Here is a 23,612-nt window from a genome sequence, read left to right as displayed (position 1 = left end):
GTCAGCCGTCCGCGGATGCCAGCGCGGCGCGCAGGTGGCCGCCGGACTCCTCCAGGAGACGGGCGGCCGTGGGGCCGTCGACGCCGGCCAGCAGAACGAGGATCGCGTTCTTCACCTCGCCGCCGGTCGCCGTCAGCGCCCGCTCGATCTCCTCGTCGCCCGCCCCGGTGGCGAGGGCGACGATCCGCCGCGAGCGGGCGCGCAGCTTCTCGTTCGAGGCGCGCACGTCGACCATCAGGTTCCCGTACGTCTTGCCCAGCCGGATCATCGTGATCGTCGACAGCATGTTCAGGACGAGCTTCTGCGCGGTGCCCGCCTTCAGGCGGGTGGAACCGGTGAGCAGTTCCGGGCCGACGACGATCTCGATGCCGTGGTCGGCGGCGGCCGCGAGCGGGCTGCCGGGGTTGCAGGCCAGGCCGACGGTCAGCGCGCCCAGCCGGCGGGCGTGCCGCACGGCGGCGACGGCGTACGGGGTGCGGCCGGAGGCGGAGACGCCGACGACGGTGTCGGCGGGGGTGAGCGCGAGGCCGTCCAGGTCGTCCCGGGCGAGCCGCGCGGAGTCCTCCGCGCCCTCGACGGAGGTGACCATGGCCTCCGGGCCGCCCGCGATCAGGCCGACGACCTGTCCCGGGGCGGTGTCGAAGGTCGGCGGGCACTCGGAGGCGTCCAGCACGCCCAGCCGCCCGGCGGTCCCGGCACCGGCGTAGACCAGGCGGCCGCCGCGTCCCATGCGCTCGGCGACGGCGTCGATGGCGGCGGCGATCTGCGGCAGCCGCTCGGCCACGGCGGCCGGGACGGTGGCGTCCTCGGCGTTCATGAGCCGCGCGATGTCGAGGGTGGGGAGCCGGTCGATCTCGGCGAGGTCGGGGCGGAACGCCTCGGTGGTCAGGGTCTCCAGCTCGGCGCGGAGGGCACGGGGATCGGACGTGGAGGTCATGGCGGGCGGCTCTTTCGTGGGGGGTACGGCTGCTCGGCTGCTCGACTGGTCGGCTGCTTGGGTGCTCGGGTGCCTGGGTGCTCGGGTGCTCGGTGAGGAGAACGCGCGGGAGCTATCGCCGGTGCCGGTGGGCCAGCGCCTCGTACGACGCCGACAGCGCCGGCGCCGCCGTCTCGTACGTCCGCTGCGCCACCCCCACGAACAGGCAGTCCACCACCAGCAGCTGACTGGTCCGGGACGACATGGCGGCCGGGCGCAGTTCGCTCTCCCGGGCGGTGGACGTGGTCAGCACGTGGTCGGCGTACTGGGTGACGGGGCCGTCGGGGCGTCCGGTGATCGCCACGGTCGTCGCCCCGCGTTCGAAGGCGACCCGCAGCGGCTCGATGACGTCGCCGGTCGACCCGGAGTGCGTGATGGCGATGGCGACGTCACCGCCGCGCAGCTGCACGGCGTTGGTGACGGCGAGGTGCGGGTCGCTGTGCGCGTGGGCGATCAGCCCTATCCGCAGCAGCTTCTGCACCAGGTCCTGGGCGACCAGCCCGGACGCGCCGACGCCGTACACGTCGATGCGCCGCGCGGCCGCCGCCGCGGTGACCGCGGCCCCCAGCTGCACCGTGTCCAGACCGGCCGCGGTGTCGGCGAGGGTCTGCTGCTCGTCGTAGGCCAGCTTGGCCACGACGTCGGCGATCGGGTCGTCGACCGCTATGTCGGTGGTGATGGCGGGGGCGCGGCCGGACTGCTGCTGGGCGGCCAGCCCGGCGAGCGCGAGGCGCAGGTCCCGGTAGCCGGGGTAGCCGAGCAGCCGGGCCGTGCGGACGACCGTCGCCTCGCTGGTGCCGGTGAGCTCCGCGAGACCGGTGACCGTGAGGGCCGCGCAGCCGGCCGGGTCGCCGGCGACGGCCTCGGCGACGCGCTGCATGGAGCGGGTCATGGACGGCGCGAGCGTGCGCACCTTGGCCGCGAGGGCGGCGGGCGCGGGAGGTGCGGGGTGCGCGGGCGGCGCGGAGTGCGCCGGATGCGCGGCGGTCGCGGGTTGCGCCGAGGGTGCGGGGCGTGCCGGTCGGGCCGGGCGCGCGGGGTGCGTCGGGGGTGCCGGCGCCCCGCCCGGTGCGGCTGTCGCGAAAATTTCCTTCGCGTCCTGGGTCACACCATGAAAGATATTTTCGGCTCGGTGTCGTGGTCAAGACCGCGCACAATGGGAGACATGGACCCCACGATCAGCCCCCTGGAACAGGCGTTGCACGCGGCACGCGCCCTGGTGCTCGCCGACCTGGTCGCGGGCGGGGTCGCCGAGGCCGACGTGGTGTCCCTCGTCGAGGACTCCGTCGTCCAGCGGCGCTGGTGGGTCGAGCAGTGGCCGGACGGCGCGGAGTTCGTCGCCGGGCTGGTCGCCCAGGACGTCCAGGACGCCCTGCTCGAACGCCACGGCCGCTGGCCGCTGTGCCCGGTCTGCGGCTCCGGCGACCCGCACGCCCTCGACGTCGAGCCGGAACTCGGGGCCGACCCGCACTGGGTGTGCCACCAGGCGGGCGTACGGGTGGCGGCGGTGGGCTCCCTCGGACCGGTCGCGGGCGGGACGCCGCCCCGGTGACCGTCTACATCGATCCGCCCGCCTGGCCCGGCCACGGACGCATGTGGTCCCACCTGATCAGCGACGTCTCCTACGAGGAACTGCGCGCCTTCGCCGACGGCCTCGCCCTGCCCCGCCGCGCCTTCGAACGCGACCACTACGACGTCCCCTCGCACCGGTACGCGGACGCGGTGGCCGCCGGGGCGGTGCAGGTCAGCAGCCGCGAGGTGGTACGGCTCCTCACGGCGGCGGGCCTGCGGCGGCGCAAGCGGCGGGCGGCTCAGCGCTCCGGCACGGAGGCCAGCTCGTAGGCGAGAGGGCCCGTGTCCCCGCCGGCCCCGCCGGCCCCGCTGTTCTCGCCGCTCCCGCTGTTCTCGCCGTCGTCGCTCACCTTGCGGAAGCCCGCGCGGGTGACCACCGCCTGGGAGCGCAGGTTGTCCCGGTCGACGACCGCGAGCAGCGCGCGCACGTCGTCGCGGGCCAGCGCCCAGGAGGCCAGCGCGCGCAGGGCCTCGGTGGCGTAGCCGTGGCCGCGGGCGGCCTCGACCAGGTCGTAGCCGATCTCCACGCGGCCCTCCTCGTCCGGGACGCCGTGGAAGCCCATGCCGCCGATCGCGCGGCCGTCCTCGCGGCGCACCAGGACGAACACGCCGAACTCCGGCCGGTGCACACCCGTTTGATACGCCTTGAGCATCATCCCGGCCGCGTTCCGGGTGCCCTCGTACGGGCCGTCCGTGAGCCACCGGAAGCCGCCGTCGCCGCCCGCGGCCAGGTCGGCGGCGGCTGCCGGGGTGACGCCCTGGAGGACGACCCGGCCGGCGGGCAGGACCAGGTCGTTCTGCCAGCGCCACTCGGTGACCGGGGCGCGGCCGGGCAGTTCGCCGCGGCCGGTGGCCCACAGCAGGGTGCGCCAGTGGTCGGGGCCGGGACGCACCTGCGGGAAGATCCGGGTGAGCACGAACTCCGCCAGTCCGGGGGCGGGTTCGTACGGCAGGCTCAGGCCGAGCGCGATGTCGTGCGTGTGCAGCAGCACCTCGGCGACGCCCATCGCCGCGAAGCCCTCGCGGCCGGCGCTGCGGAACGGGTACGGGTGGAAGGCGCGCACCTCGCGCGGGGTGGTGCGGATCGTGGCGGCGAACAGGGCGCCGGTCGTCTCGATCACGTCCAGGGCGCCCGCGTTGTCGGTGCCCTCGTCGAGCACGATCTCGAAGGGGACGTAGGTCTCCTGCGCGCGCCCCGCCAACTGCCCCGCGTAGGCGAGGAGATCATCGGCGATGTGCTCCGCGGTGCGGCGGCAGCTCCACTCCAGCGTGCCCGCCCGCACCCCGTCCCAGTCGCGGTCCGCGGCCGTCCGCAGCAGCGCCACCGCGCCGGCCACGGCCTGCTTCACCCGTTCCCCGCCCATGTCGTCCATGGGGGCACGGTATTGCGGACGCGTCCGGCGCGCACGCGCATTTGTCCCTGGCCCTCCCGTCGGTACAACGGAGCGGTAACACCGGCAACCGGCAAGGGAGTTGCCGGTATCTAGACCGCCATGAAGATTTCTTTCCTCATTCACAACGCCTACGGGATCGGAGGCACGATCGCCACCACCTTCAACCTGGCCCGGGCGCTGGCCGAGCGGCACGAGGTGGAGATCGTCTCGGTGCTGCGGCACCGGGAGCAGCCGCAGCTCGTCCTGGACCCGAAGGTGTCCCTGCGGGCGCTGGTGGATCTGCGGCACGAGAAGGAACATCCGCTGCATCTGAGACCGGCGCGGGTGTTCCCCGCCGCCGAGTACCGTTACCGGCAGTACAGCGAGCTGACCGACGAGCGGATCGGCCGGTACCTCGAGTCCGTCGACGCCGACGCCGTCGTCGGGACCCGGCCGGGGCTCAACGTCCATCTCGCGCTGCAGGCCCCGCGACGGGTCGTCCGGGTCGGGCAGGAACACCTCGCCCTCGACAACCACTCGCCCCGGCTGCGCATCGCGCTGCGCCGGGCCTACCGCGGGCTCGACGTGCTCACCACGGTCACGGAGGCGGACGCGGCCGCCTACCGGCGCAAGGTGTGGCTGCCCGGGGTCCGGGTGCAGGCCGTGCCCAACAGCGTCCCCGATCCGGTGCTGCCGGTCTCCGACGGCACCGCGAAGGTGGTGGTCGCGGCCGGCCGCCTGGTCCCGGGGAAGCGCTACGACCTGCTCATCGAGGCGTTCGCCCTGGTCGCCGCCGAGCGCCCCGACTGGCGGCTGCGCATCTACGGCATCGGCGTGGAACACGGCCGGCTGCGGCGGCTCATCGAGAGCCTCGGCCTGTACGACAACGTTTTTCTGATGGGCGCGGCGGCCCCCCTGGAGGCGGAGTGGGTCAAGGGCTCGATCGGCGCGGCCGCGTCCGACTTCGAGTCGTTCGGCATGACCATCGTCGAGGCGATGCGCTGCGGGCTGCCGGTGGTGAGCACCGACTGCCCGCACGGCCCCGGCGAGATCATCACGGACGGGGCCGACGGCCGGCTGGTGCCGGTCGGGGACCGCGACGCGCTCGGAGCCGCGCTGCTGGAACTCGTCCGCGACGACGATCTACGCCGCCGAATGGGGCGTACCGCCATGGAGAACGCGCGGCGGTTCGCGCCGACCGCCGTCGTGCGGCAGGCCGAGGACCTGATCGAGGAGGCGCTGTCGGCGAAGGACAGCGGACGGAGGCCGGCCGCACGGGACCGGGCCCGCATCCGCCGCGCCCTGACCGGCCGCGGCTTCGCCGCCCAGGACGCCGCCCGCGTACTGGGCAGCAGCGCGCTGAGCACACTGAGGAGGTCCCGCCGATGACGGAGCACCCCGGAACCGCACCCGGTCCGCAGCCTCGCGCGGACTGCACGGCCGACGCGGACGGCCGCATCACCTTCCGGCTCCAGCCGGGTACAACCGCCGGCTCCCCGACGCCGCATCTGCTGCTGCGCCTGCGCCCCAAGAAGGCACAGCCGGGGAAGGGACGGCCCGAGAAGACGCAGCCCGAGGTGATCCTGCGGCTCCTCGATCCGGAACCGGGGGACGGCGGCCGCCGGTGCGCCGTCCTGGAGCCGCGGCCCGCCCTCGCCGAGGGACGGTGGGACGTGTATCTCGTTCCCGGGCCGGGGGCGTCGCCGCAGCGGGTGCGCCCCGGCCTGCGTGACCTGCGGGCCCTGGTCGGCGGACCCCTCCGCGAGGTGCCGGCGCCGGTGGCCGCGCGGATTCCGTACGCCACCACGGGCGGCTGTCTCGCCGTACGGACCTGGCTGCGCGCCGCTCATGCGGAGGTGGAGGGCATCGAGGTCACGGACCGGCAGATGACGGTCAGGGCCCGGCTGCACGGCGCGGGCCCGCTGCCCGGGACAGCCACCGTACGACTGCGCCGGCGGGGCGGGGACGGCGTCGTACGGACCGTGGAACCCCGGGCCGAGAGCGACGGCCGGGGCTTCTCCTTCACCGTGGACTACGGGGAGTTGGCGGTCGGCGGCACCGGCAGCCAGGTCTGGGACCTCTCCGTCGAGGTCCGCTCCGCCGACGGGATCCCGCCCGTCCGGATCGGCCGGTTGCTGGACGACCTGGCCGACCGGAAGGAGATCTTCGTCTATCCCGCGGCAACCGTCGGGGACGTGGTGGTGCGCCCCTACTACACGGTCGACAACGACCTCTCCGTCGAGGTGAAACCAGCCGGTTGAGCCGGGGAGTCAGAGCGACAGCATCTCCAGCTCGGCGGTGAGGTTGTAGCGCGCCGTCGCCTCCCACGCGCGCTCCCCGTGCGGGGTGTGGAACAGGCGTGGCAGAGCCAGCAGTTGGCGCAGGATCGCCGAACGGCCTTCCCTGAAGGCGTCGTTCGGCACGAAGTGGTACTCCTCGCGGACGGCGGCGGTGTACGCGGCGTACGCGGAGGGAGGGGCGGCGAGGACCGCCAGGTCGGCGTCGCACAGGACCGCTCCGTTCGCGTCGCCGGGCTCGGGGGCGTGCGTGACGGTGAGCCGGACCAGCCGGGCCACCTCGGCGGTCCTGTCCTGCGCCACCCCGGCCTCGGGCAGGGCGCGTTCGGCGAGACGGGCGGAGCGCTCCTCGTTCTCGGAGCGGTCGGGCAGGTAGACGGCGTCATGGAACCACGCGGCGAGGCGGACGACATCCGCGTCGGCGGCGTACTCCGCCAGCGTGTCGACGTGGTCCAGGACCGCGGTGAGGTGGGTCAGCGTGTGGTAGTGGCGCTGTGGTTCCTGCCAGCGGGCGAGGAGGTTGGCGGCGTACGGCGACGGGTCGGGGCCGCCGGCCCCCGCCCGGGCGCCCTCCAGGGCGCGGGCGAAACGGGCACGCAGGACGTCGAGATCGGCCATGCGGCCATTCTGCCTCCGGCACGTGCCTCCTCCCGGCCCCGCCGCCGCGGCGCACCGGCCGGCCGGTGCACTCGCACCCCCGCGGCCGGACGAGCCGTCGCTCCGCCCGGGGGACCCCGCTCCACCTCGCTCCGCCCTGGGGATCCACCGGCAACGCGGGGAACGTGACCGGCTGCGAGCTGTCCTCCCAGTGCAGCTTCCAGCAGCTGAAGACCAAGCTCAACGACGGCGGCGAGCAGCCGACGATCGACACCGCCGGAGTGAGCAAGGGCCGTCATGTGGATCGGCGCCGTCGACGGCCTGCGGATCAACCATTCGGTCTACGACTTCGAACCCACCGGAGTCAGGACGCTCATCGCCCTCTGACTCGACGCGATCGGGGCCGAACTCCGTCCGGAGGCTTGGAAACACGCACGGGACAGCCCCTAGCGTGACCCCATGACGACTCCTGCGGATGTTTTCGACGTACGAGACCCCGAACTGCCCGGACGGCTGCTGGCCGCCGAGCGTGACGCACTGATCCCGCTGCTGCGGGCCCGGCCGGACGCGGACTTCACGCGTCCGGCCGTCGCGTGTCCCGGCTGGAGCGTGCGGGACGTGCTGGCGCACTGTTCCTCCGCGCTGATGCGGGTGGTGGAGAGCCGGTACGAGAAGGGCGTGTTCTCGCCCGCGGCCAACGACCGTGACATCGCCGAGCGGGCCGACTGGACGCACCAGCAGGTCGTCGACGAGCTGGAGCGCGGGATGACCGAGGCCGGCGCGGTGATCGCCGCGTCCGGCGGGGTGCTCGACAAGATCGCGCTGGGCGAGTGGGTGCACGGCGGCGACGTGCGTGAGGCGCTGGGGGAGCCGGGGGCATACGGCGGGCGGCCGCTGCCGGACGCGCTGGCGCTGCTGGCCTACGTCACCCGGAAGGAGGGGCGGCCGCCGCTGCACGCCGACCTCGACGACCTGGACGAGCCGCTGCGGCTGGGCGACGTGACCGGGGAGCGTCCGCCCGCCCGCTTCATCGGCGCCGCCCCCACCCTCGTACGGCTGTACGCGGGGCGCTCGGCGGCCGGGGCGTCGTACGAGCTGGCCGGGGCCGCGGAGGGGGAGCTGAACATCTTCGGGTGAGCGGCGGGGCGGGGCCGGGCGGTGCGACGGGACGGGAACGGGGCGTAGTCTTCACTCGGCAATTGGACTAGACCTATAGCCGATCGATGAACGCCGACGAATGGGGTCCCATGGGCATGCGTGCAGTCCTGGAGGTGATCGCCCTCGACGCCGAGGACGCCGTCGCCGCCCAGGCCGGAGGCGCGGACCGTCTGGAACTGGTCACCGACATGGCGGCGGACGGGCTCACCCCGTCGACCACGACCGTCGCCGCCGTCCGCGCCGCCGTCGACATCCCGGTGCGCGTGATGCTGCGGCTCTGCGACGGCTTCGCCGCCGGGGACGTCGAACGGCTCGTCGAGACGGCCGGGCGGCTGCGGGACGCCGGGGCCGACGAGTTCGTCCTCGGCTTCCTCGACGCCGCCGGGGAGGCCGACCTGGCGGCCCTGGAACGGGTCGTCGCCGGGCTGGACGGCTGCGCGTGGACCTTCCACCGGGCGATCGACCGCGCCGCCGACCGGGACGCCCTGCGCCGGCGGCTGGACGGCCTGCCCGGGCTGGACGCCTACCTGACGGCCGGGTCGGCGGCGGGCGTCGACGACGGGCTCCCCACCCTGCTCGCCGAGGCGGAACGGGGCGGGGAACCCGGGTACGAGCAGCGGATCCTCGTCGGCGGCGGGCTCCGCCTGGACCACGTGCCCCGCCTGCGCTCCGCCGGGATCGACGCCTTCCACATCGGCAGCGCCGCCCGCCCCGGCGGCTGGACCGCACCGGTGTCGGCGACGGCCGTGGCCGACTGGCGCACGGCCCTGGACGCCACCTGAGCGGGCGGACGCCGGCCCCCGGTGTCAGCGCCGGTCTGTGGCTCGCGGGTGCCCCGTACCCGCGAAGGGGGGCCTGCTGGGCGAGACACTCCCAGCCCTTGGCCGAGGCGGCATCGGCGAAGCGGACTTCCCAGTGGCCGTCCGGTGCCGGGGGCGCGGCGCGGTCACCGCGGCCCGCGCTCATGCGACGTCCCGCGGGTCCGGTACCAAGTCGTAGTCCTCACCGTGGTCCCTGGTCAGCGCGGCCAGCAGTTCGGGGTCGGAGTAGACCTCGGCGGTGTGCTGCCAGGCGATGAGCATCTGGGCGACGGAGGCGCTGTTGCCGATCGAGTCCGCGGCGCGCATGGTGTCGACCAGTTCGACGGCGAATGCGTGCAGATCGGGCTCGGGCAGGAAACGGACCCACGGGAAGGCGTCCGGCAGTATGTCGAGTACCAACTCCATGCTGCCGGGCTCCCGGCGAGCCATCGCCGCCAGCATCCGGGTGGCCGCCGACACCACCGTCTGCACCTGCTCGGCCCGCGCCGCGGTGGTGAGGACCAGGTCCTCGCCGTCTCTGCGGTGCAGGAGCAATCGCGGGGATTCCCGCAGCCGGGCAAGCGTCTGCTTGTTCTTGTTCACCAGCTCGGAGAAGTTCACGGCTGCGTTCTCGGCACTCATGACTTTGAAAGTACTTCGAAACTTTTGCCCGCGCCATCACTCGAAAGAGGGGCACATCACCCGTCGCGCGCCCGCGGGCCGACGCGCCCGTCCGTGGTCACGTCAGCTGGGGCGGGAGCGGGGCCGTGTGGGTCACGGTCAGGCCGGAGACGGCTCGGGTCAGGGCCACGTACAGGCGGCGCAGGCCGGTGCGTTCGTCCGGTTCGCCGTCGACCACGGCCTGCGGCTCGTCGAGGACGACGTAGTCGTACTCCAGGCCCTTGGCGAGCGAGGCCGGGACCAGGGTCAGGCGGGTCTCGGCGGTCGTCTCCTCGCCGGGGGCCAGGTGGGCGATGCCCGCCTCCGCCAGCGCCTGGGCCAGCGCCGGGACGCGGGCGTCGGCGGCGATCAGGCCGGTCGAACCCTCGTTGCGCAGCGACTCCTCGCACGCCGCGACCACTTCGGCGGTGTCCGTGACCCGGCGCACCTCGAAGAAGCCCGGGTTCTCACGGACCGACGCCACCGGCGTCAGGCCGGGCGCGATGTGCGGCAGGAGCCGGGAGGCGTACGTGATGACGTCCGTCGGGACGCGGAAACCGGCCGTCAGCTCCTCGATCACGCCGTCCGTCTTGCCGAGGTGGGCCAGCGCCTCGTCCCAGCTCCGCGTCGCCCACGGCGTGGTGCCCTGGGCGAGGTCGCCGAGGACGGTCGCCGAACCGGTGCTGCAGCGCCGCCCGACCGCCCGGTACTGCATGGGGGACAGGTCCTGCGCCTCGTCCAGGACGACATGGCCGAGGGAGGGCGTGCGCTCCACGATGTCCCGCGCCTCGTCGATCAGCACCGCGTCGGCCGGTGACCACCTGGCCGACTTCACCGACCGTACCGGCTTCGCCCACAGGATCGTCTTCCGCTCGTCCTCGCTCAGCAGGCCCTCGGCGTGCTCCGCGAGGAAGTCCGCGTCCGTGAGCAGCCGCAGCACGAGTTTCGCCGGGTCCACCGGCGGCCAGACCGCCTTCACGGCCGCCTTCACCGCACTGTTGCGGGCCACCGCGTCCTGCACCCGGTCGTCCGGGGCCTCCCCGGAGCGCTCCATCTGCACCAGCACGGCGTGCGCGACGCGCTGCGGCAGGGCCTCGCGGGCGGCGCCGTACCGGATGTCGCGCGCGAGCAACTCGCGGACGATGTTCTCCAGTTCGTAGGCCGGCACCCGCCAGCGGCGCGAGCCGCGCACCACGACGACCGGCTCCGTCGGCATGGTCACGTGCGCGTACACGGCCCGCCGCAGCACCTGGGCCATCCGCGCGTCGCCCTTGACGACCGCGGCCGCCGCGTCGTCCGTGCCGCGCACCTCCACCTCCCGCGCGACCAGGTCGTCGACCGTGGCCTGCCGGACGGTCAGCTCGCCCAGCGCCGGCAGCACCTGCTCGATGTAGTGCAGGAAGGACCGGTTCGGCCCGATGACCAGGGTGCCGGTGCGGGCCAGCCGCTCGCGGTGGGCGTAGAGCAGGTAGGCGACCCGGTGCAGGCCGACGGCCGTCTTCCCGGTGCCCGGGCCGCCCTGCACGCACACGGTCCCGCCCAGCCCGCTGCGGACGATCTCGTCCTGCTCGGGCTGGATCGTCGCCACGATGTCGCGCATCGGGCCGACGCGCGGGCGCTCGATCTCCCGCTGGAGCAGCTTGCTGGTGCGGGCCGCCTCGGCCGGGTCGGACAGGTGCTCGTCCTCGTACGCGGTGAGGTCGCCGCCGGTGTAGCCGAAGCGGCGGCGCAGTGCGACGTCCATCGGGTCCTTCTTCGACGCCCGGTAGAACGGCTGCGAGACCGGGGCGCGCCAGTCGATCACCATCGGGTCCCCGTCGGCGTCGTGCACGTGCCGCCGCCCGATGTAGAAGCGCTCCCCTTCGGCGCCCTCGGCCCGATCGGCGCCGGGGGCGTGCAGGTAGTCGAGGCGGCCGAAGAACAGCGGGGTGTCGCTGAGGTCGGCCAGCGCCTTGATGCGTTCGTCGATCTGACGGGCCAGCACCTCGGCGTTGACCCAGTTCGCGGTGACGTCGCTGATGTCGAGCGACTCGACGTCCTCGCGCATGGCCCGCAGGGCGGCCCGGGAGGCGGCGAGGTGGGAGCGCTCACGGGAGAGGGGATCGTCGACGGGCGTGGACAAGGGGGTGCCTCCGAAGGCCTGCGGCGTGACCGGTGTGACTGGCTGCGTGATGCCGGCCGGTTTCCGTCCGGACGGCGGCGCTCCGTGTTCGGGAGGCGGGCAAGAGCGGAGATTCTAGGTCAGGCCCGCGGGCGGCCGCCAACCGATTTACCGGCCTCCGGTCCCCAGGTGCCCGGCCCCGGGTCCCCAGGTCCCCGGCCCCGGTCCCTTAGGGGACGCGGCGGTCCCGGGGAGGGGGGCGGGTCCGACCGCGGTACTACGCGGGATCGTAGGCGGTTCGCCCCTTGGACCGATGCGGTCCTTATGTCCGGAAAGCCACCATGGAGACATGAGTGCAGCGACCTTCCACCCAGCTCCCTCGCACAGCCACCACCCACGCCTCCACCGCATCGCCGAAATCCTGCACGCGATAAAGGTCTTCGTCGGCGCCGCCTTCAGCGTCGCCGTGCTCGGCGAGTACGGCGAGGACCCGGGCGTCCTCCGCAAGTGATCCCCGCGAAGTGATCCTCGCGCACAACCGGGTACGGCACCACCCGCGGGACGAGCAGGGGTACCGGCGACCCTTGCGAACAGGCCTGCTTTACTGCGCGCATGACAACACAGCACAACCCGGCACAACCCATGCCCAGACCGGACGCGGACGCGGATGCGCGGGACCGCCGGGCTTGGGTGGCGCCGCTCATCGCCACGGTCCTGTTCGTGTTCCTCGGCCCGGCCGCGCTGCTCATCGGCGGCATGTCCGCCATGGCGACCGACGGCTGCGGCAACGACGACTGCTCGGCACTCGTGTCCCAACTCGACGTGGTCTACGGCATCCTCACCTACGGAGGACCGCTGGCCGTCCTCGCCTGCATCGCCGCGTGGGTGATGCCCTGGAAGCGCCGCTGGTCGACCGCCCGCGTGATCGCGGCCGTCGTCACCGTGCTCCCGCCGCTGTTCGTCCTGGTGCTGGTGTTCACGCTCCCGGCGCCGTGAAAGGCCCGGACCGCTCCGTAGGTTCCGGGCGGCCGGACCGCGCCGACGCTCCGGGCGGCCGGACCGCCCAGACGTTCCGGGCGGCCACCGCTCGGACCGCTCAGCTCTCCGCGAGGATCTCGTCCGCGTCCACGATCCGGTAGGCGTACCCCTGCTCGGCCAGGAAGCGCTGCCGGTGGGCGGCGAAGTCCTGGTCGATCGTGTCGCGGGCGACCACGGAGTAGAAGTGGGCCTGGTGGCCGTCGGCCTTGGGCCGCAGCACCCGTCCCAGCCGCTGTGCCTCCTCCTGCCGCGACCCGAAGGTCCCCGACACCTGGATCGCGACCGTCGCCTCCGGCAGGTCGATGGAGAAGTTCGCGACCTTGGACACCACCAGCACGCTGATCTCGCCCTCCCGGAAGGCGTCGAACAGCTTCTCCCGCTGCGCGTTGGACGTCTCGCCCTTGATGACGGGCGCGTCCAGGTGCTCGCCCAGCTCGTCGAGCTGGTCGATGTACTGCCCGATGACCAGGATCTGCTGCCCGGCGAACCGCCGCACCAGAGCCTCCGTCACCTTCCGCTTGGTCGCGGTGGTCGCGCAGAAGCGGTACTTCTCCTCCGTCTCGGCCGTGGCGTACGCGAGCCGCTCGGAGTCCGTGAGGTTGACCCGGACCTCCACGCAGTCGGCGGGCGCGATGTAGCCCTGCGCCTCGATCTCCTTCCACGGGGCGTCGAACCGCTTCGGGCCGATCAGCGAGAACACGTCCGACTCGCGGCCGTCCTCCCGCACCAGGGTCGCGGTCAGCCCCAGCCGCCGCCGCGCCTGGAGGTCGGCGGTGAACTTGAACACGGGCGCGGGCAGCAGGTGCACCTCGTCGTAGACGATCAGGCCCCAGTCGCGGGAGTCGAACAGCTCCAGGTGCGGGTAGACGCCCTTCCGCCGCGTCGTCAGCACCTGGTAGGTGGCGATGGTGACGGGCCGGATCTCCTTCCGCGTCCCGCTGTACTCGCCGATCTCGTCCTCGGTCAGCGAGGTGCGCTTCACCAGCTCGTGCTTCCACTGCCGGGCGGAGACGGTGTTCGTGACCAGGATCAGGGTGGTCGACTTGGCCTGCGCCATCGACCCCGCGCCGACCAGCGTCTTGCCCGCACCGCAGGGCAGCACGACGACGCCGGAGCCGCCGTGCCAGAAGTTCTCCACGGCCTGCTTCTGGTACGCCCTGAGTGCCCAGCCGTCCTCGTTCAGCTCGATCGGGTGCGCCTCGCCGTCCACGTAACCGGCGAGGTCCTCGGCCGGCCAGCCCAGCTTGAGCAGCGTCTGCTTGATCTGCCCGCGCTCGGAGGGGTGCACGGCGACGGTGTCCGGGTCGATGCGCGTCCCGACCAGCGGCGCGATCCGCTTCGAGCGCAGCACCTCCTCCAGCACCGGCCGGTCGGTGGTGGTCAGCACCAGTCCGTGCGCCGGGTGCTTGCTGAGGGTCAGCCGGCCGTAACGGTCCATCGTCTCGGCGACGTCCACCAGCAGCGCGTGCGGCACCGGGTAACGGCTGTACTGCACGAGCGCGTTCACGACCTGCTCGGCGTCGTGCCCGGCCGCGCGCGCGTTCCACAGGCCGAGCGGCGTCACCCGGTAGGTGTGGATGTGCTCCGGCGCGCGCTCCAGTTCCGCGAACGGCGCGATGGCCCGACGGCACGCGTCGGCCTGCTCGTGGTCGACCTCGAGCAGCAGCGTCTTGTCGGACTGGACGATGAGTGGACCGTTCACCTGCGAGACCCCTTCCGAGCGGCCAAACGTCCAGTGTGCCTCATCGGCCGGTGATCACCGCTGGTCGTCCGTCACCGTCAGTCGATCCGCGTCAGTCGTCCGCGAGTTCGGCGACCCCCGTGATCCGGTGCAGCGGGTAGGTGCGGACCTCGTCCGCCGTGTGGTCGTACGCCGTCACGAAACCGCCCTCGACGCGGATCGGGGCGATGACGCGCTGACTCGCGGCGCCCTCGGCGTTCACGTACCCGATCCACAGCGCCTCGCCGGTCAGGACGGCCGCCTGCACGGTGGCCAGGGTCTCCGCCGAACCGGTGCGGGGCAGTTCGCCGTCGGCCGCGGGGGCCTGCTTGCGCGGGGCGGTGGACGCCAGGTCGCCGGCCCGGACGGCGCGGACCGCGGCCGCCAGCAGCGTGGCGTCCGGCGTCGGCGGGCCCTCCGGGACCGGTTCCGGCGCGGTGCGCGGCGGAGTGCGGTGGGCGTCGGCGCGGGTGATCACCACGTCGCCCTCGGCCGACTCGGCGGCCGGCGCGAAGCCCATCGCCCGCAGCCCCTCCAGCAGGGTCGCCGGGTCGGCCTGGGCGGCCAGCACGGTCGGCGCGAGGCGGCGCAGGCGCAGGGCGGCCGCGCGCCGGTCGGCGAGGATCTCGTTCAGCAGCGCGTCGTCGTCGCAGCGCACGTACGCCGAGGCCGCGCCGACGCGCAGGTGGCCGTGCCTGCGGGCCACGTCGTCGATCAGGTACGTCAGCGGCTGCGGCACCGGCGTGCGGGAGCGCGCGGCGAGGAAGGCGTGCAGGTCGGAGGCGGTCTGGCCGGCGTCCAGGGCGCGCCGTACCGAGGCCGGGGTGAAGCGGTAGACCGTCGCCCCGCCCTTGGACTCGATGTCCGCGAGCACGCCGAGCAGGTCGGCGAGCGGCCGCTGGAGCGGGCCGGGCGCCACCGCCGTCAGGTCGGCCTGCAACAGCACGTGGTCCAGCGGCTCCGGCAGCAGCGGGGCGAGCAGCCGGGCGGCGGCCGCCGATGCGGTGGCCTGCTCGGCGGGGGAGAGGGGCTCGACGGGGGCCGGCGGGTGGGGGACGTGGTGCACGGGCAGCTTGTCGCCGGGGCCCGCCGGCTCCGGCTCGGGCCCGGGTTTTCTCGGCGCGGGCGCGCCCAGCAGTGCCCGCCCGTGCGCGGAGAGGGCGCCCCGACCGGTGACGCCCAGCGTCTCCGCCTCCGACAGCGCCCAGCGGGCCAGCCGGGCGCGCAGGTCGTCGTCCCGGCGCTGGGGGCGCTCCCAGCGCAGGCGGGCCAGCACCGAATCGGCCGACGGCGAGGTGCCCTCCGGCAGCCCGGCCAGCAGGGTCAGCACCCGGTGCCGCACCTCGGGCGCCGCGGACCGGTCCAGCCCCGGCCCGAGCGCCGACAGCGTGCGGTCCTTCGCGTCCCGCCCGCCGACCAGCCCCGGCGTCCGGGTAGCCGTCAGCCACGCCTGGGCGAGGTGCGCCCAGCGCTCGGCGGGCGGGCGCCGCAGCCACTCGTCGTAGGCGGGGGTCGCCGCGTACCGCTCGTCGGCCTCCCCGTCGGAGGCGACCAGGCCCGCCGCATAGGCGAGTTCGAGCCAGAAGGCGGCGACCGGCTCGGGCACGTCCAGGGCGACCGCGGTGCGCTTGAGGTCGCGCACGCTCAGCCCGCCCGCCCGCAGCACCGCGGGCCCGCCCTCGTCCCACTCCTTCAGCAGCTCCTCCACCGTCGCCAGCGCCGTGTACGCCTGCCCGGCCGCCGTCGCGTCCACCACCTGCGGAGGGTGCGCGGCGGTGGGCTCCAGCGCGGGCGGCAGCGGCTCGACGGCGCGGTGCGCCCGGCCGCCGCGCAGGCGCAGGGCCACCTCGCGGGGCAGTACGACCGTGCCGGGCGCCGTCGGCAGCAGCAGGCCCCGGTCGAGCAGCCAGCGCAGGTGGGCCGCCGGGTCCGCGGTGACCTGGCCGTACGGCGGCCCCCAGACCAGGCGGTCCAGCACCTCCAGCGCCGGGGGCGGGGCCGCGTCGAGCAGCGCCGCCATCCGGGTGCGGTCGGTGAACAGCCCGGTCAGCGAGGCCACGGCGGAGACGGAGTCGTGCGTCGAGGCCAGCCCGGCCGCCGTCACGATCTCCTGGACGCGCCCCGGCGACATCCCGGACGTCGCCTCCCGCACGGTGGGGCCGAGCCCCGTCGGGGACGGGTGCTGCGGCGACGGCGAGAGCAGCTCGCGGGCCGTGCGCACCAGCCGCAGCCGGTCGTCGCCGCCCCACACCAGCGCCTGTTCGCGCAGCGTGCCGAGGGCGCGGGGCAGCGCGGCGGTGACCGCCGGGTCGCCCGCGTCGCCGGCCATCAGCCCGAGCAGCTCCTGGTACGTCGCCGGGTCGGCGGCCACCGCCAGCGCCTGCGCCGTCTGCTGGGCGAAGCGGTCCAGCCGCTCCAGGGCCCGGACCACGGAGGCCCGGGTGCCGGCCCGGGTGGCGAGCTGGGTGAGGTCGGTGGGGACGGGGGTGACGAGGTCGGGGCGGGCGCGCAGGAGCGCGGCCAGGGAGGCGTCGTCCCTGACACGGAGGGCCTCTGCGAGTGAACGCGGGGCGGCCGGGGTGCTCATCCGACCCACGGTAGCGGGTGCCGGGCGCGCTGACCCGGGCCCCCGGGCCCACGCCGACCGGCCCGGACGTGCCCGCGCCGGCCGCGGCGCGGAGCCGCGCGGGGCCCGTCGCGGGGCCGGTCTGTGCCGATCTGCGCTAACTTCGTGCCCACGTGGTATCCAACACGCCTGCCCCGGAGGGGACTTCGTTGGGGATCGAGAGCGACCAGGTCGTCTACGAGTATCTGAGCCGCGTCGGCGACGTGGCTCAGCAGCAGCAGTTGCCGTCCGCCACGCGCATGCGGCTGGTGTCCGAACTGCGCAACGAGATCGACCGGCGCCGGGCCAAGGCCACCGCCGACTCCCCGGCCGCCGTCCGCCGCATCATCGACCGGATCGGCAGCCCCGACGAGGTGGTCGCCGCCGCGGGCGGCGCCGCCGGGCCGGAGCGGGCCCCGGCCGCGACGCCGGCGCAGGTGCCCGTGCAGCGGGACGGCGAGACCGCCGGGGAGGCGGGGGACTCGGGGAACGGCGGCCGGCGCAAGGGGCTGCGGCGCGTCGTGCCCCGCCCGCGGCCCGAGCCGCCCGCCGCCCCCGACGCGCAGCCCCGGGCGAGCGCGCGGGCACCCGGCGACGGGGCGGCGCCGCCCGACTGGTGGCGGGTGGAGGGCAGGCCGTTCGTGGAGAGCGAGGTGCCGGGGTTCACCGGAGGCATCGAGATCCCGGAGCTGCTCAGGCCCCTGAGGCCGAGGGAACCGGAGGGCGAGCCGGGCCCGGCCGCCGAGAAGGACGCCTCCGCTAAGACCGATCCCGCGAAGACCGATCCCCCGAAGGCCGGCCCCGCCGGGGAAGCCGCCACCGATGCCACCGACGCCCCGGCCGCCCGCCGCCGCCTCGCCCTGCCGCTGGCCGGCCGGCGCAACCCGCTGCTGCTGGTCGCCGCCGGGCTGCTCGTCGTCGGCGCGGTCCTCGGCAACTGGGTCGCCCTGCTGCTCGGCTGGGCCATCGCCTACGCCTCCCGCCGCCTGACCCAGAACGAGTCCAAGATGGCCGTCATGGGCATGCCGGGCCTGGCCCTGGCGGCCGGCGCCGGGTGGCTGTGGGGCCGGGCGAACGGCCGCTGGGGCGCCCCGATCACCGAAGGCCACCTCAATGACGCGATAGCCCAGACCTGGCCCTGGGTGGTACGGGCCGCGGCACTCCTGTCGGCCCTGTACCTGACCTGGCGCTCCCAACGCGAGTCGTAGGCCGCGGCCCGCACGAAAGGCGCGGCCCGCGGCCAGGGGCGGGCACGCCTGTCCGGACGGGTGGGTGGGCACAATGGGCGGTATGGCCTTCGCGACCTCTTCCGCCTCTTCCGCGCTCACCGTCGGCTTCGACCTGGACATGACCCTGATCGACTCACGCCCCGGCATCCGTGCCTGCTACCAGGCGCTGTCGGAGCGGACGGGCACGTACATCGACGCCGATCTCGCGGTCACGCGGCTCGGGCCGCCGCTCGCCGACGAACTCGTCCACTGGTTCCCCGAGGACGAGATAGCGGCCATGGGCGAGCTGTACCGGTCGATGTACCCGACGATCGCGGTGGCCGCCACGCACGCGCTGCCCGGCGCGCGGGAGGCGATCGACGCGGTGCGGGCCGCCGGCGGGCGGGCGATCGTCGTCACCGCCAAGTACGAGCCGAACGCCAAGCTGCACCTGGAGCACCTCGGCATGGAGCCCGACGCGGTCATCGGCGACCTGTGGGCCGAGCAGAAGGCGCTGGCGCTGCGCGAGCACGGCGCCGCCGTCTACGTCGGCGACCACACGGGCGACGTGCGGGGCGCGCGCACGGCCGCCGCCGTGTCCGTCGCCGTGGCGACCGGGCCGTGCAGCGCCGAGGAGCTGACGACGGCCGGTGCGGACGTCGTGCTCGGGGACCTCACGGAGTTCCCCGGGTGGCTGGCGGACTACCGCCCCGCCCGCGCCTGACGGCGCGCCACGGCGATCGACCGGAGCACCCCGGCGGCGGCGATGAGGAAGCCGACGCCCATGAGCATGCTCAGGCCGAACATGAACGGCGGAAAAGGCTTCGCGTGGAGGAACAGCGGAGCAACTGTGACGAGTGTGGCCACGGCACCGGCGAAGAACACGATGGCACCGGCACGGATCAGTCGGTCACCGGGCGCGGCGGAATTCGTTTGGGTTTTGTCACGCACCCCACCAGGGTAGTTCCCAGCGCCAAGGAACAACCAGGAGGCGTCTTCACCAGATGATGTGCCTATCGGCAAAGTCAAGCCGGTCATCTGGGCACACAGGGAGCGCTACGCTCCCCTCATGACTCCTGGTCTGCGCTACCTGTCCTGTCTCCGTCTGTCTGCCGACTCGGACGGCTCCACGTCCATCGAGTGGCAGCGTGGCGTGATCCGACACCACGTCAGTTCCCCTCACCTGTCCGGCATCCTGGTGGGCGAGGCTGAGGACACCGACGTCTCAGGCTCCATGTCCCCCTTCAAACGGCCCAAGCTGGGGAAGTGGCTCACGAACCGAGCCGATGAGTTCGATGTGATCATTGCAGCGAAGATGGACAGGCTCACCCGTCGCTCGATGCACTTCAACGAACTACTTGAGTGGGCACAGGAACACGGCAAGTTCATCGTCTGCGTGGAAGAGGGGTTCGACCTCTCGACTCCTCAAGGCAAGATGATGGCTCGCATGACTGCCGTCTTTGCTGAGGCTGAGTGGGACACCATCCAGGCACGCATCTTGAACGGCGTACAGAGCCGCCTGGAGAACCGTTCATGGCTCACGGGCGCTCCGCCTACCGGTTACAGCATCAAAGCCGTTGAGGGAGGCAGGAGGAAGGTTCTGGAGATTGACCAGGAATTCCACCCCATCGTGGAAGAGATCTTCCGTCGTATCAGTGAGGGGCAGTCCACACACCGGATTGCACGGGACTTCAACGGCCGTGGCGTACTCACGTGGGGAGACCATCTCCGGAAGCTCAAGGGGCAGGAAACGAAGGGGACTCAGTGGCAGTCCACCATCATCAACAAATTCATTCGCTCCTCTTGGGTTCCCGGCATCTACACGTACAAGGGTGAGGCTGTCTTGGATGACCAGGGAGAGCCGGTAATTCTCCCTGAAAAGCCACTGGCATCAATGGAGCAGTGGGAATACCTGGTGGACCGGATCAAACCCGCTCCAAAGGCTGAGGGAACGGAAAGCCGTACGGGGGCTAAGAGTCTGCTTTCCGGTATTGCTCGCTGCGGTCACTGTGGCGCTCCCTTCTCTTCTCTCCTGAACTCAGGGCACACGAGGAAAGACGGTACGAGGATTCCAGGACACAGGTATTACCGCTGCTCCAATAAGTTCAAGGGTGGCTCATGCGAGAGCGGTCCTTACGTCCGTGCTGACGTGCTGGACACGTGGGTTGACCAGGCAATCCAGAGCACCATCGGGCAGTGGGACATGTATGAGCGTGCCGGTACGGGACCGAGCCAGGCAAGGGAACTCCAGTCGGCAAAGGCACGTCTGGAAAAGCTGGAAGCTGACTTCCTGGCAGGTGAGTACGACGGAGAGGGGCAGGAGGAGTCGTACAAGCGGATGCACAAGAGTCTGTCCGTAAAGGTGGCTTTCCTGGAAAAGCAAGAGACGGAACGGATGAGATCCGCCCTCTGGGCTACGGGTAAGAAGTACGGGGAAGTCTGGGTGGCCAAGGACCAGGAAGACCGTAGGGAATTCCTTCGCGCTTATCAGGTCAAAGTCTGGGCCTGGAATGACGCGATTCCGAATGCGGGATTGGGTATCGTCATGAGCCTTGGGGACATTCAGGCGATGGTGCAAGAACTGAAGCTGAATAAAGAAGAGGGGTCAGAGCGACTTTTGACCGGCCATAACGTTCCGGCGCACTGGACTAACCCTGCATCTAGGGAATTCGGTGCGGACGATGTGCCCGCATTCCTGAAGGGGCTTGAAAAGTTGGTAAAAATTCAGGGCCAGCCCGGCCTTTCGAGTGCGTAGGGATTTCCGGGGGTTAGGCGGTAGCCGTCCGCCAAAAGCCCCGTACGGCTCTCTACGGCTTGGAGGCGAATGACCCCTGCCCGAGCACCGTACAGAGCCGCCCCTGCTCCCTGGGAGCCGCTACGGTTTTCTGAAGGGTGGAGGGAGACACGTCCAGTTCAGTAGCAAGCTCCACCACGGCGGGGAACCTCTCGCCGGGCGGGTACCGGTCGGCGTCCAGCCGTCGGCTGCAGTGGCCTATCTGGCTGTTCAATGAAGGAATTCATGCACCCCGACCGGCTGGGGTCTATTGAATTCAGGGAATTTTTATACACCGCTTTGAGGTGCGGCGGGGCTCAACATCTGCTCACCGGCCCGGGCTCGTAAGGCCAAGGGTGAGAGTATCACTGCCATTGCCAAGGCACTTGGAGTCTCCCGAGCCGCCCTGTACCGGCACATCGGGTAGCCGCTCACGCTTCCCCCATCACTTTGAGCCTCTGTCGACACGGGCAGGGGCTCAGCCTCGTTTCCGGCGTGGTTAAGGGCGTGTTTGGTTGGGGTAGGCCCCGGTAGGCTGGACCAACGGCAGATCAACAAGGTGAAACCGGCGTCTGGAAGCGTCCGGGACCGATCGAGGGAGCGTGTGCTTTGCCGACTGGCAAGGTCAAGTGGTTCAACAGCGAGAAAGGCTTCGGCTTTCTCTCCCGCGACGACGGCGGTGACGTCTTCGTGCATTCCTCGGTCCTCCCCGCCGGAGTCGAGACGCTCAAGCCGGGCCAGCGCGTGGAGTTCGGCGTCGTCGCCGGGCAGCGTGGCGACCAGGCCCTTTCGGTGGTCGTCCTCGATCCCACCCCGTCGGTCGCGGCCGCCACGCGCAAGAAGCCGGACGAACTGGCCTCCATCGTCCAGGACCTGACGACCCTCCTCGAGAACATCACCCCGATGCTCGAGAAGGGCCGCTACCCCGACAAGGCGTCCGGGAAGAAGATCGCCGGCCTGCTCCGCGCGGTCGCCGACCAGCTCGACGTCTGACCCGCCCACCACGGCGGCCCGTCCGCCGCGGGGAGCCCGTCCGGGTCCCCGCCGCGGGCGGTCCGTCCGCTACGGGAACGCCAGCGCGTCAGCGCCGAGGGGCGGCACCAGCCCCTCGGCCGCCGCGCGGGTGAGCAGGCCGCGGACGGCCGCGTAGCCGTCGTCGCCCAGGTCGGCCGTGAAGTCGTTGACGTACAGGCCGATGTGCTGGTCGGCGACGGACGGGTCCATCTCCTGCGCGTGTTCCATGACGTACGGGCGGGAGGCCGCCGGGTCGGCCCAGGCCGCGCGGACGGACGCGCGGACGGAGTCGGCGAGCAGCGCCAGCGCCTTGGCGCCCAGGGACCGCTTGGCGACGATCGCGCCCAGCGGGATGGGCAGGCCGGTGGTCCGCTCCCAGTGCTCGCCCATGTCCGCGAGCTTGTGCAGGCCGTACTGGTGGTACGTGAAGCGCGCCTCGTGGATGACGAGCCCGGCGTCGACCTTCCCGTCCCGCACGGCCGGCATGATCTCGTGGAACGGCATCACCACGATCTCACCGACCTTCCCCGGGACGGTGTCCGCGGCCCACAGCCGGAACAGCAGGTACGCCGTCGACTTCTCGCTGGGCACGGCGACCGTACGGCCCGTCAGGTCGACGCCGTGGTCCCGGGTGAGCACCAGCGGCCCGCAGCCCCGGCCCAGCGCGCCCCCGCACGGCAGCAGCGCGTACTCGCCGAGGACGTACGGCAGGACGGCGTACGACACCTTCAGCACGTCGAACTCGCCGCGCTCGGCCATGCCGTTGGTGATGTCGATGTCCGCGAACGTCACGTCCAGCGCGGGCGCGCCGGGGATGCGGCCGTGGGCCAGGGCGTCGAAGACGAAGGTGTCGTTGGGGCAGGGCGAGTAGGCGATCCGCAGGGGCTGCTGCTCAGTGGTCATGCCGGTTCCAACTCTCCAGTGCGGGCACGAGCTTCCCGAATCCGTCGGTCAGTGCGGCGAGGGCGTCGGCGATGCGCCAGGCGGCCCGGTCGCGCGGGCCCACCGGGTTGGACACCGCGCGGATCTCCACGACCGGCACGCCGTGCGCCGCGGCCGCCTCGGCGACCCCGAAGCCCTCCATCGCCTCGGCGAGGGCACGTGGGTGGCGGGCGCGCAGCCGCTCGGCGCGCTCGGCGGTGCCGGTCACCGTGGAGACGGTGAGTACCTCTCCGGTGCGGGCTCCGGTCACGCGCGCGAGGTCTCGTACGAGTGAATCGGGTGGACGGTGGGTGACGGTCCCGAAGCCCAGCTCGGTGACCGGCAGGAACCCCTGCGCGGTCTCGGCGCCCAGGTCGGCCGCGGTGATCTCGTCGGCGACGACGAGCGAGCCGACGGGCGCGGCGGGCTGGAAGCCGCCGGCGATCCCGGCGGAGACGACCAGGTCGTAGGGGGCGCCGTCGAGGGCCGCGGCGGTCAGGGCGGCGGCGGTGCGGGCCCCCGCGACGGCCGGACCCACGCCGACCGCCGTCAGATCGACCGCCGTCATGCCGGCCGTCGGCTCACCGGCCGCGACGCCGTCAGCCGCCGGCTCACCGGCCGCCGGGGCCACCGGCTCACCGGCCGCCGTCGGATCGACTGCCGGCTCACCGGCCGTCGGTGACAGCCGGTGCAGGACCGCGCCCGGGAGCCGCAGCTCCCGGAAGGGCCCCGCGAACGCCCGCGCCACCGCGTCCCGCTCGGCGGGGACTGCGGTGGCCACCAGCACGCGGAGCCCGGC

24 protein-coding genes are annotated in these 23,612 nt (G+C 72.9%); 13 read left to right on the top strand and 11 right to left on the bottom strand.

What is annotated here, in order from left to right:
• Position 1: 1 nt before the first annotated feature.
• Together murQ and ACZ5GT_RS32010 are read right to left on the bottom strand one after the other, a co-directional pair.
• A complete protein-coding gene (gene murQ / locus ACZ5GT_RS32015; RefSeq protein WP_469033229.1) occupies positions 2-937 on the bottom strand; it encodes an N-acetylmuramic acid 6-phosphate etherase in 936 nt (311 codons plus the stop codon).
• Between the two features lie 112 nt (positions 938-1,049).
• Positions 1,050-1,889 (bottom strand): MurR/RpiR family transcriptional regulator, encoded by an 840-nt coding sequence (locus ACZ5GT_RS32010; protein WP_469033245.1) that lies wholly within the window; start codon positions 1,887-1,889, stop codon positions 1,050-1,052.
• Positions 1,890-2,141: 252 nt separating this feature from the next.
• Between ACZ5GT_RS32010 and ACZ5GT_RS32005 the strand changes: the two genes are divergently transcribed.
• Together ACZ5GT_RS32005 and ACZ5GT_RS32000 are read left to right on the top strand one after the other, a co-directional pair.
• On the top strand, positions 2,142-2,528 hold the full coding sequence (locus ACZ5GT_RS32005; RefSeq protein ID WP_469033227.1) for a hypothetical protein: 387 nt from the start codon (positions 2,142-2,144) through the stop codon (positions 2,526-2,528).
• A complete protein-coding gene (locus ACZ5GT_RS32000; protein ID WP_469033225.1) occupies positions 2,525-2,818 on the top strand; it encodes a DUF4031 domain-containing protein in 294 nt (97 codons plus the stop codon). The genes ACZ5GT_RS32005 and ACZ5GT_RS32000 overlap by 4 nt, the downstream gene beginning before the upstream one ends.
• On the opposite strand, the gene ACZ5GT_RS31995 is transcribed toward ACZ5GT_RS32000, so the two are convergent.
• Positions 2,788-3,921, bottom strand: a complete 1,134-nt coding sequence (locus tag ACZ5GT_RS31995; RefSeq protein WP_469033223.1) for a GNAT family N-acetyltransferase — start codon at positions 3,919-3,921, stop codon at positions 2,788-2,790. The two genes, ACZ5GT_RS32000 and ACZ5GT_RS31995, sit on opposite strands and share 31 nt — an antisense overlap.
• Positions 3,922-4,041: 120 nt before the next feature.
• On the opposite strand from ACZ5GT_RS31995, the gene ACZ5GT_RS31990 reads away from it, so the two are divergent.
• Positions 4,042-5,310 carry a glycosyltransferase family 4 protein gene (locus ACZ5GT_RS31990; RefSeq protein WP_469033219.1) on the top strand — a complete coding sequence of 423 codons (1,269 nt, stop codon included), beginning with the start codon at positions 4,042-4,044 and terminating at the stop codon, positions 5,308-5,310.
• Positions 5,307-6,182, top strand: a complete 876-nt coding sequence (locus ACZ5GT_RS31985) for a transferase (RefSeq protein WP_469033217.1) — start codon at positions 5,307-5,309, stop codon at positions 6,180-6,182. The genes ACZ5GT_RS31990 and ACZ5GT_RS31985 overlap by 4 nt, the downstream gene beginning before the upstream one ends.
• Positions 6,183-6,191: 9 nt before the next feature.
• Here ACZ5GT_RS31985 and ACZ5GT_RS31980 read toward each other — a convergent pair whose 3' ends face one another.
• Entirely contained in the window at positions 6,192-6,836 is a 645-nt protein-coding gene (locus ACZ5GT_RS31980; RefSeq protein ID WP_469033214.1) for an HD domain-containing protein, read from the bottom strand.
• 438 nt (positions 6,837-7,274) lie between these two features.
• On the opposite strand from ACZ5GT_RS31980, the gene ACZ5GT_RS31975 reads away from it, so the two are divergent.
• Positions 7,275-7,952, top strand: a complete 678-nt coding sequence (locus tag ACZ5GT_RS31975) for a maleylpyruvate isomerase family mycothiol-dependent enzyme (RefSeq protein ID WP_469033211.1) — start codon at positions 7,275-7,277, stop codon at positions 7,950-7,952.
• A 110-nt stretch (positions 7,953-8,062) separates the two neighbouring features.
• The gene (locus ACZ5GT_RS31970; RefSeq protein ID WP_469033241.1) at positions 8,063-8,755 is read left to right on the top strand and encodes a copper homeostasis protein CutC; all 693 of its coding nucleotides are present in this window, start codon (positions 8,063-8,065) and stop codon (positions 8,753-8,755) included.
• A 180-nt stretch (positions 8,756-8,935) separates the two neighbouring features.
• Here the strand turns inward: ACZ5GT_RS31970 and ACZ5GT_RS31965 are convergent, their stop codons facing one another.
• The gene (locus tag ACZ5GT_RS31965; RefSeq protein ID WP_469033209.1) at positions 8,936-9,415 is read right to left on the bottom strand and encodes a hypothetical protein; all 480 of its coding nucleotides are present in this window, start codon (positions 9,413-9,415) and stop codon (positions 8,936-8,938) included.
• A 97-nt stretch (positions 9,416-9,512) separates the two neighbouring features.
• Positions 9,513-11,555 (bottom strand): HelD family protein, encoded by a 2,043-nt coding sequence (locus tag ACZ5GT_RS31960; RefSeq protein WP_469033205.1) that lies wholly within the window; start codon positions 11,553-11,555, stop codon positions 9,513-9,515.
• 328 nt (positions 11,556-11,883) lie between these two features.
• Here ACZ5GT_RS31960 and ACZ5GT_RS31955 point away from each other — a divergent pair, with 328 nt between their 5' ends.
• Positions 11,884-12,045 (top strand): hypothetical protein, encoded by a 162-nt coding sequence (locus ACZ5GT_RS31955; protein WP_469033203.1) that lies wholly within the window; start codon positions 11,884-11,886, stop codon positions 12,043-12,045.
• Between the two features lie 101 nt (positions 12,046-12,146).
• Positions 12,147-12,530, top strand: a complete 384-nt coding sequence (locus ACZ5GT_RS31950) for a hypothetical protein (RefSeq protein ID WP_469033201.1) — start codon at positions 12,147-12,149, stop codon at positions 12,528-12,530.
• Positions 12,531-12,630: 100 nt separating this feature from the next.
• Here ACZ5GT_RS31950 and ACZ5GT_RS31945 read toward each other — a convergent pair whose 3' ends face one another.
• A complete protein-coding gene (locus ACZ5GT_RS31945; protein WP_469033199.1) occupies positions 12,631-14,274 on the bottom strand; it encodes a DNA repair helicase XPB in 1,644 nt (547 codons plus the stop codon).
• 91 nt (positions 14,275-14,365) lie between these two features.
• Positions 14,366-16,879 carry a helicase-associated domain-containing protein gene (locus ACZ5GT_RS31940; RefSeq protein WP_469033197.1) on the bottom strand — a complete coding sequence of 838 codons (2,514 nt, stop codon included), beginning with the start codon at positions 16,877-16,879 and terminating at the stop codon, positions 14,366-14,368.
• Between the two features lie 188 nt (positions 16,880-17,067).
• Here ACZ5GT_RS31940 and ACZ5GT_RS31935 point away from each other — a divergent pair, with 188 nt between their 5' ends.
• A complete protein-coding gene (locus ACZ5GT_RS31935) occupies positions 17,068-18,105 on the top strand; it encodes a hypothetical protein (protein ID WP_469033195.1) in 1,038 nt (345 codons plus the stop codon).
• An 82-nt stretch (positions 18,106-18,187) separates the two neighbouring features.
• Positions 18,188-18,829, top strand: a complete 642-nt coding sequence (locus tag ACZ5GT_RS31930; RefSeq protein WP_469033192.1) for an HAD family hydrolase — start codon at positions 18,188-18,190, stop codon at positions 18,827-18,829.
• Here ACZ5GT_RS31930 and ACZ5GT_RS31925 read toward each other — a convergent pair.
• Complete coding sequence (locus ACZ5GT_RS31925) at positions 18,808-19,056, bottom strand: hypothetical protein (RefSeq protein ID WP_469033188.1); 249 nt, start codon at positions 19,054-19,056, stop codon at positions 18,808-18,810. The genes ACZ5GT_RS31930 and ACZ5GT_RS31925 overlap by 22 nt on opposite strands.
• 118 nt (positions 19,057-19,174) lie before the next feature.
• Here ACZ5GT_RS31925 and ACZ5GT_RS31920 point away from each other — a divergent pair, with 118 nt between their 5' ends.
• From ACZ5GT_RS31920 to ACZ5GT_RS31910, 3 genes are all read left to right on the top strand, one after another.
• A complete protein-coding gene (locus ACZ5GT_RS31920; RefSeq protein ID WP_469033186.1) occupies positions 19,175-20,860 on the top strand; it encodes a recombinase family protein in 1,686 nt (561 codons plus the stop codon).
• A gap of 340 nt (positions 20,861-21,200) precedes the next feature.
• Positions 21,201-21,305: a helix-turn-helix domain-containing protein gene (locus tag ACZ5GT_RS31915; protein ID WP_469033239.1), complete on the top strand. Its 105-nt coding sequence runs from the start codon at positions 21,201-21,203 to the stop codon at positions 21,303-21,305.
• Positions 21,306-21,487: 182 nt separating this feature from the next.
• A complete protein-coding gene (locus ACZ5GT_RS31910) occupies positions 21,488-21,871 on the top strand; it encodes a cold-shock protein (protein ID WP_469033184.1) in 384 nt (127 codons plus the stop codon).
• A gap of 69 nt (positions 21,872-21,940) precedes the next feature.
• Here ACZ5GT_RS31910 and ACZ5GT_RS31905 read toward each other — a convergent pair whose 3' ends face one another.
• Both ACZ5GT_RS31905 and ACZ5GT_RS31900 read right to left on the bottom strand, forming a co-directional pair.
• A complete protein-coding gene (locus ACZ5GT_RS31905; protein WP_469033182.1) occupies positions 21,941-22,795 on the bottom strand; it encodes a 1,4-dihydroxy-6-naphthoate synthase in 855 nt (284 codons plus the stop codon).
• Positions 22,785-23,594, bottom strand: coding sequence for a futalosine hydrolase (locus ACZ5GT_RS31900; protein WP_469033237.1), 810 nt, complete (start codon positions 23,592-23,594; stop codon positions 22,785-22,787). The genes ACZ5GT_RS31905 and ACZ5GT_RS31900 overlap by 11 nt, the downstream gene beginning before the upstream one ends.
• Positions 23,595-23,612: the final 18 nt, after the last annotated feature.

It is taken from the genome of Streptomyces sp. NPDC031340, from assembly GCF_055569945.1.
Note: the sequence above shows the minus strand (reverse complement) of the source record. Positions and strands in the feature narration are given on the sequence as shown.